At 71.4% G+C, this 6,331-nt stretch carries 8 protein-coding genes; 3 read left to right on the forward strand and 5 right to left on the reverse strand.

The window, feature by feature from the left end:
* Position 1: 1 nt before the first annotated feature.
* Genes ACIPY5_RS02470 through rpsP form a run of 5 tightly spaced genes read right to left on the reverse strand, consistent with a single transcriptional unit; the run spans position 2 to position 2,783 of the window.
* Positions 2–739, reverse strand: a complete 738-nt coding sequence (locus tag ACIPY5_RS02470) for a class I SAM-dependent methyltransferase (RefSeq protein ID WP_400966258.1) — start codon at positions 737–739, stop codon at positions 2–4.
* A 37-nt stretch (positions 740–776) separates the two neighbouring features.
* Complete coding sequence (gene trmD / locus ACIPY5_RS02475; RefSeq protein WP_400966261.1) at positions 777–1,502, reverse strand: tRNA (guanosine(37)-N1)-methyltransferase TrmD; 726 nt, start codon at positions 1,500–1,502, stop codon at positions 777–779.
* Positions 1,492–2,112 (reverse strand): ribosome maturation factor RimM, encoded by a 621-nt coding sequence (gene rimM, locus ACIPY5_RS02480; RefSeq protein ID WP_309357422.1) that lies wholly within the window; start codon positions 2,110–2,112, stop codon positions 1,492–1,494. Before rimM ends, trmD begins: the two co-directional genes overlap by 11 nt.
* Positions 2,113–2,114: 2 nt before the next feature.
* The gene (locus ACIPY5_RS02485; RefSeq protein WP_045273224.1) at positions 2,115–2,345 is read right to left on the reverse strand and encodes an RNA-binding protein; all 231 of its coding nucleotides are present in this window, start codon (positions 2,343–2,345) and stop codon (positions 2,115–2,117) included.
* Between the two features lie 6 nt (positions 2,346–2,351).
* Entirely contained in the window at positions 2,352–2,783 is a 432-nt protein-coding gene (rpsP, locus tag ACIPY5_RS02490; RefSeq protein WP_309357421.1) for a 30S ribosomal protein S16, read from the reverse strand.
* A gap of 227 nt (positions 2,784–3,010) precedes the next feature.
* Here rpsP and ACIPY5_RS02495 point away from each other — a divergent pair, with 227 nt between their 5' ends.
* From ACIPY5_RS02495 to ACIPY5_RS02505, 3 genes are all read left to right on the forward strand, one after another.
* On the forward strand, positions 3,011–3,958 hold the full coding sequence (locus ACIPY5_RS02495) for an ornithine cyclodeaminase family protein (protein WP_400966266.1): 948 nt from the start codon (positions 3,011–3,013) through the stop codon (positions 3,956–3,958).
* Positions 3,955–4,938, forward strand: coding sequence for a proline racemase family protein (locus tag ACIPY5_RS02500; RefSeq protein ID WP_400966269.1), 984 nt, complete (start codon positions 3,955–3,957; stop codon positions 4,936–4,938). Before ACIPY5_RS02495 ends, ACIPY5_RS02500 begins: the two co-directional genes overlap by 4 nt.
* A gap of 80 nt (positions 4,939–5,018) precedes the next feature.
* Complete coding sequence (locus tag ACIPY5_RS02505) at positions 5,019–6,203, forward strand: amidohydrolase family protein (RefSeq protein ID WP_400966272.1); 1,185 nt, start codon at positions 5,019–5,021, stop codon at positions 6,201–6,203.
* Positions 6,204–6,331 lie beyond the last annotated feature (128 nt).

Consider the following 6,331-nt stretch of genomic DNA (forward strand, 5'->3'; position numbering starts at 1 on the left):
ATCAGATCGCCCGGTACACGTACACGTCGGTGACCTGCGGCAGCTCGAACTCCTCACGCCCTGCCGTCTCAGGGTCCCGATCCAGGATCCGCTCGACCGCGGAGAGCATCCGCGCCCGCTCGTCGTCCGCGGCGGCCAGGAACGAGCTGACGGTCAGCCAGCGCGCCAGATAGGCCTGACGCGAGATGCGCTCGCGCCAGGGGACCCGCTCGACCCGCGGTGATGCGAATCCAGGCAGCAATTCGCGCGTCGCGTCGTCTCCGGAGAGCCCGTTCCCGAGCGCGGGGTGCGCGACCCTCGTGCAGGCGAGATCCCAGGCGCAGGCAGGATCCGAGCGGTTCCAGACGAGCCCCAGCACGCCCTGAGGCACCAGCACGCGGCGGATCTCGGCGCACGCGGCCTCCCGGTCGAACCAGTGGAACGCCTGCGCGACCGTCACCACGTCGACGCTTCCGTCGGCGACCGGGATCCGCTCCGCGGATCCGCCCAGCGCGTCGACGTCGGGAAGACGACGGCGCAGAACGCCGAGCATCGCCTCGGATGGCTCGACGGCGATGACACGCGTGGCGCGCGGGGTCAGCAGCGCGGTGAACTTGCCGGTGCCCGCACCGAGATCGAGGATCGTCGGCGCCCCGAGGGGGACGATTTCGTCTGCTGCCGCCACGGGGAAGCCGGGGCGATGGCGATCGTAGTCCTCGCCGATGCTGCGGAACGACCGGGCCAGACGCTCATCCACCATGACCCGACGCTAACAGCCGACGGGCTGCGGAAGGCGCTCAGCCCTCGTCGGGCAGGAGGTCGGGACGACGCCGCCGGGTGCGCTCGATCTGCTGCTCGCGTCGCCAGGCGGCGATCGCGCCGTGATTGCCGCTCAGCAGGATCGGCGGCACCTCGCGGTCGCGCCAGACCGACGGCTTGGTGTACGACGGGTACTCGAGCAGACCGTCCTCGTGCGACTCCTCGACGAGGCTCTCGGGGTTGCCGACCACTCCGGGGATGAGCCGTCCGATCGCCTCGATCATCGCCATGACGGCGACCTCTCCCCCGTTGAGCACGTAGTCGCCGAGGCTGATCAGGCGCACCTCGCCGAGCTCCGCAGCCTCTTCGAACACGCGCTCGTCGATGCCCTCGTAGCGGCCGCACCCGAAGATGAGGTGCTCGTGGTCCGCGAGCTCGCGGGCCGTGGACTGATGGAACACCTCGCCGGCCGGCGAGGGGAAGATGATGGTGGGGCGCGGGCCGACGGGCTCGGCGACCGACCCCGCGCGCACGGGCGCGGACGCGAGCTGATCGAGGGCGAGGCCCCACGGCTCCGGCTTCATGACCATGCCGGCGCCGCCGCCATAGGGCGTGTCGTCGACGGTGCGGTGCCGATCGCTGGTCCAGTCGCGCAGATCGTGGACGTTCAGATCCAGGATCCCGCTGTCCCGCGCCCTGCCGAGCAGGGAGAGGGTCAGCCCGTCGAAGTACGACGGGAAGATCGAGACGACGTCAATCCGCACCGGGCGCGTCCTGCTCGGAGGCATCCTGCGCCGAAGCGGTCGCGTCGTCCTCGGCGAGCTCCTCGAAGAGCCCGGCGGGAGGCGTGACGACGATCCGGCCCGCGGCGATGTCCACCGTCGGCACGATCGCCGAGACGAACGGGACCATGACCTCGGATCCGGTACCCGAAACGGGCCGGACGATGAGCAGATCCTGCGCGGGCAGGTGATCGACGCGGATCACGCGGCCGACGACGACGTCGTCGCGGACGACGTCGAGCCCGGTGAGCTGATGGTCGTACCAGGCGTCGTCCTCAGGCTCCTCGGACTCGTCCTGATCGATCCACAGGATCGCCTTGACCAGGCCCTCGGCGGCATCGCGGTCGTCGACGCCCTCGAAGAAGACGACGGAGCTGCCGTTCATCACCCGGTACTCGCGGACGGTGATGGACTTGCCGTGCCACGGAGATGCCTCAGGCACCTGCAACGTGAACTCGGCACCGGGGACGAAGCGCCCGGCCGGATCGTCGGTGTACAGCTCGAGCTTGAGTGCGCCCTTGAGCCCGTGCGCCTTGACGAGGCGCCCCACGCGCAACTGATTGCGTCCGGCGGGGCGATCGGTGACGGCCACGCTCAGTCGTCCGCGACGTCGACGCGGACGCGACGTCCGTCCGCGAGCGCGGTGATCAGCGTGCGCAGGGCCTTGGCGGTGCGGCCGCCGCGCCCGATCACGCGCCCCCGGTCATCGGGGTGCACGTGCACCTCGAGGACGTCGCCGCGGGGCGACGAGGTGGCGGTGATGGTGACATCCTCCGGGTGATCGACGATCCCCGAGACGATGTGCTCGAGCGCGGCAGCCAGCACGACGAATTACTCCGCGTCGGCCGCAGCCTCGGCTGCGTCCTCGGCGGGGGTCTCGACGGGAGCCTCCTCAGCGGGAGTCTCCTTCTTCTCGACCTTGGGCTTGATGACGGACTTCTTGGCCGAGTCGGCCTCGAAGGCGACCTTCTCGCCGGCGACCTTGAGCGTGGACTTCGCGTCCTTGTCGCCCTTGAACTTGCCCCAGTCGCCCGTGATCTTGAGGATGGCGGCGACCTGCTCGGTCGGCTGAGCGCCGACCGACAGCCAGTACTGCGCCCGCTCGGAGTCGACCTCGATGAACGAGGGCTCCTCGGTGGGGTGGTACTTGCCGATCTCCTCGATCACGCGACCGTCGCGCTTGGTGCGCGAGTCGGCGACGACGATGCGGTAGTAGGGCGCACGGATCTTGCCCAGGCGCTTGAGACGAATCTTGACAGCCACGATTCTCCTGAATGGTGTGGAAGGAAGACGAACTGATCACCAGAAGCGTGGGGTGCACACCCGGTGGAAGCTCTGCGGGTGGATCACGGCCGGATAGAGGGTCGAGCGGCGATCCAGCTGTCTATTCTGCCAGATCCCCGGCCTTGTCGCGAAACGACGCGGAACACGTGTCGCGCCGTCGGTCGAACAGCTGTACCACATGACATATTACTGACTAGGCTGTACCCATGCCCGATGTCATCGCCGATCTCGCCCTCATCGATGCGACTGCTCTCGCCGACCGCGTGAGCATGGCCGATGCGATCCGGGCCGTCGGCGAGGTGCTCCGCGGGGACTTCGATCCCGAGGACGACCTCCCGCGCACGATCCTGGACGTGCCGCACGGGCAGCTTCTGCTCATGCCCGCAGCGTTCGGGGGCATGGTCGGACAGAAACTGGCCTCCGTCGCCCCCGGCAACCCGGCGCGGGGGCGGGAGCGCATCCAGGGCGTCTACATCGTGCTCGACGGCGTCACGCTCGCACCGATCGCGGTCCTCGACGGCACCGCGCTCACCGCGCTGCGCACCCCCGCCGTGAGCGCGGCCGCGGTCGACGTGCTCGCCGGGTCCGCGGCCGGCGACCTCGTCGTCTTCGGAGCCGGCCCCCAGGCCGTGCGACATGTGCAGGCGCTCTCGACCATCCGCTCCCTGCGCACGGTGCGGATGGTCGGCCGGGATGCGGCCAGGACGGCCGCCGCCGTCGCGGAGGTTCAGGCGCTCGTGCCGGCCGCCGCGGTCGGTGTCGGATCCGTCCGGGATCTCGTCACCGCCGACCTCATCGTGTGCGCGACCACGGCGACCGATCCGCTCTTCCCCGCGGATGCGGTCCGCACCGATGCCGTGGTCGTCGCGATCGGCTCGCACGAGCGCGACAAGGCGGAGCTGCCCGCCGCGCTGCTCGGCCGCGGTCAGGTCGTCGTGGAGAGCCGGCGCGTCGCGGCGACCGAGGCCGGGGACGTCATCCGTGCGGTGGAGGCCGGTGCGCTGCGGCCGGAGGACCTCGTCACGATGCACGAGCTGTTCACCGGTGACGTCTCCCCCGCGCGCGACCGGCCCAGGATCGTGAAGACCTGCGGCATGGGCTGGCAGGATCTCGCCGTCGCCGCACGCGCCGTCGGCACTGGAGCGGAGCGATGATGATCACGACCGAGGACTGGCACACCGCGGGCGAGCCGTTCCGCATCGTCGAGGGCGTTCCGACCCACGGCGGCACCGTCGCCGAGCGCCGGGTGGCGGCGATGACCGGCGAGGCCGACCACGTGCGGCGCTTCCTCTGCCTGGAGCCGCGCGGCCACGACGACATGTACGGCGGCTTCCTCACTCCCCCGGACGACCCCGGCGCCGACTTCGGCGTGCTGTTCTGGCACAAGGACGGCTTCTCGACGGCGTGCGGACACGGCACGATCGCGCTCGGCGCATGGGCCGTCCGCACCGGCCGGGTGCCATCCGATCCGGACGGCGAGACGACCGTGACGATCGACGTGCCGAGCGGTCGCGTGCAGGCCCTCGTCCGGCAGGAGAAGGGGCGCATCACGGAGGTCGTCTTCCGCAACGTCGAATCGCGTGTGCTCGCACGCGGCCTCCCGCTGGAGACCTCTCGCGGCCGCGTCGACGCCGACCTGATCTTCGGAGGCGCCGTGTATGCGACGCTGCCCGCCGCCGCCCTGGGGCTGTCCGTGCTCCCGGAGCACACGGCCGAACTCATCCGCATCGGACGCGAGATCAAGTGGGCGCTCGACCGGCATCCGGCCGCTCAGCTCGGCGACACCCGCCTCAGCGGCGTGTACGGCACGATCCTGTTCGACGACCTCGGGCGCACGGAGCGCGGGCCCTGGCAGCGCAACGTCACCGTGTTCGCCGACGGCGAGGTCGATCGCAGTCCGTGCGGTTCCGGTACGGCGGCGCGCGTCGCCCTCCTGGATGCGTCAGGCTCTCTCGGCGACGGTGAGGAGCTCACGCACGACTCGATCATCGGGACCCGCTTCCGCGCGACGGTCGCGGCCCGCACCCCGGAGGGCGTGATCCCGGAGGTGCGCGGGCTCGCGCACCGGGTCGGATCCTGCACCTTCGACCTCGACGACGGCGACCCGCTGCCCGAGGGTTTCAGCCTGCGCTGACGTCGCGGCGCCGTCGTATCGTGAAGCGTCCCCTCCCCCTCCCACTCGCATCCCCACCTTCCCCGCAAAGGAGCACCCCCATGCGCACCGGATCCCTCAGCGTCCTCGGAGCAGCCGTCTGGAACGGCGAGCGCTTCGAAGAGGGCGACCTGCACATCGCCGACGGCGCGGTCGCCGATCGCCCGGCCGAGCACGCCACGACCATCGACGGCCGAGGCCGCTGGCTCATCCCCGGCCTCATCGACGCGCACTTCCACGCCTACGCGACGAGCCAGGACGGGCTGGAGGACGAGCGCGGCCCGCTGAGCTTCGCCGCGATCAACGGCACCCGAAGGCTCGGTGCGGCGCTGCGCCGCGGCTTCACCACGGTGCGCGACGTGGCAGGGGGCGACATCGGTCTGGCGCGCGCGATCGACGCGGACCTCTTCGAGGCCCCGCGCTACCTCTTCACCGGGCCTGCGCTGAGCCAGACCGGCGGCCACGGGGATCCGCGCTCCGCACATGTGGACATCTGCTTCAGCCACGGGCACATGTGCGAGATCGTCGACGGCGTCGAGCCGCTGCGCCTCGCCGTGCGCAACCGGCTGCGCACCGGCGCGCACGCGATCAAGGTCATGACCTCCGGCGGGGTGTTCTCGCTCACCGACCCGATCCGGGTGCCGCAGTACTCCGCGGAGGAGCTGCGCGCGGTCGTCGGCGAGGCGACCCGGCAGGGCTCCTACGTCGCCGCGCACGCCTACTCGTCCGAAGCCGTGCTGCATTCGATCGACAACGGGGTGCGCTCGATCGAGCACGGCAACCTGATCGACGCGTCGACCGCCGGGCGCATGGCCGCCGCCGGTGCGTTCCTCGTGCCGACGCTCGCCGCCTACGACGCCATGGATCGCCGAGGAGCCGGGATCGGCCTCAACGCGATCTCGCTCGCCAAGAACGCCGAGGTCCTCTCGCACGGGCAGGAGGCCGTGCGCCTCGCCCTTGCCGCGGGGGTGCAGGTCGGCTTCGGCACCGACCTCATGGGCGAGCTCGAGGACGACCAGCTCTGCGGCGTGCGGCTGCAGGTCGAGGCGAGCGGCGCCGCCGCGGCGCTGCGCTCGATGACGACGGTCAACGCCGCCCTCCTCCGCGATGAGCGCGCGGGTCATCTGGGTCTCGGAGCGTACGGCGACGCCGTCCTGCTGACCGCGGACCCGCTCCAGGAGCCCGCCGCCCTCTGGGAGCAGGACTCCCGAGCGCTCGTCGTGCACGCCGGACGCGCGGTCGACTGAGCCGGCCGGCGCGGAAAGAGGCGGCCGCCCTGCGCCGGGCGGCCGCCGCGCGCATGCCGGCGGGGCAACGGGCGGAGGCGCCCCCCACGGTCGAGCGTCCGGCCTCGCGGCGCGTCTGCGGGGCGCCC

It is taken from the genome of Microbacterium sp. NPDC089698 (assembly GCF_044749045.1).
GTDB lineage: Bacteria > Actinomycetota > Actinomycetes > Actinomycetales > Microbacteriaceae > Microbacterium.

Coding starts and splice junctions, on each gene's coding strand:
- ACIPY5_RS02470 (WP_400966258.1), bottom strand. CDS start 739: ATGGTGGATGAGCGTCTGGCCCGGTCGTTCCGCAGCATCGGCGAGGAC.
- ACIPY5_RS02495 (WP_400966266.1), top strand. CDS start 3,011: ATGCCCGATGTCATCGCCGATCTCGCCCTCATCGATGCGACTGCTCTC.
- ACIPY5_RS02500 (WP_400966269.1), top strand. CDS start 3,955: ATGATGATCACGACCGAGGACTGGCACACCGCGGGCGAGCCGTTCCGC.
- ACIPY5_RS02505 (WP_400966272.1), top strand. CDS start 5,019: ATGCGCACCGGATCCCTCAGCGTCCTCGGAGCAGCCGTCTGGAACGGC.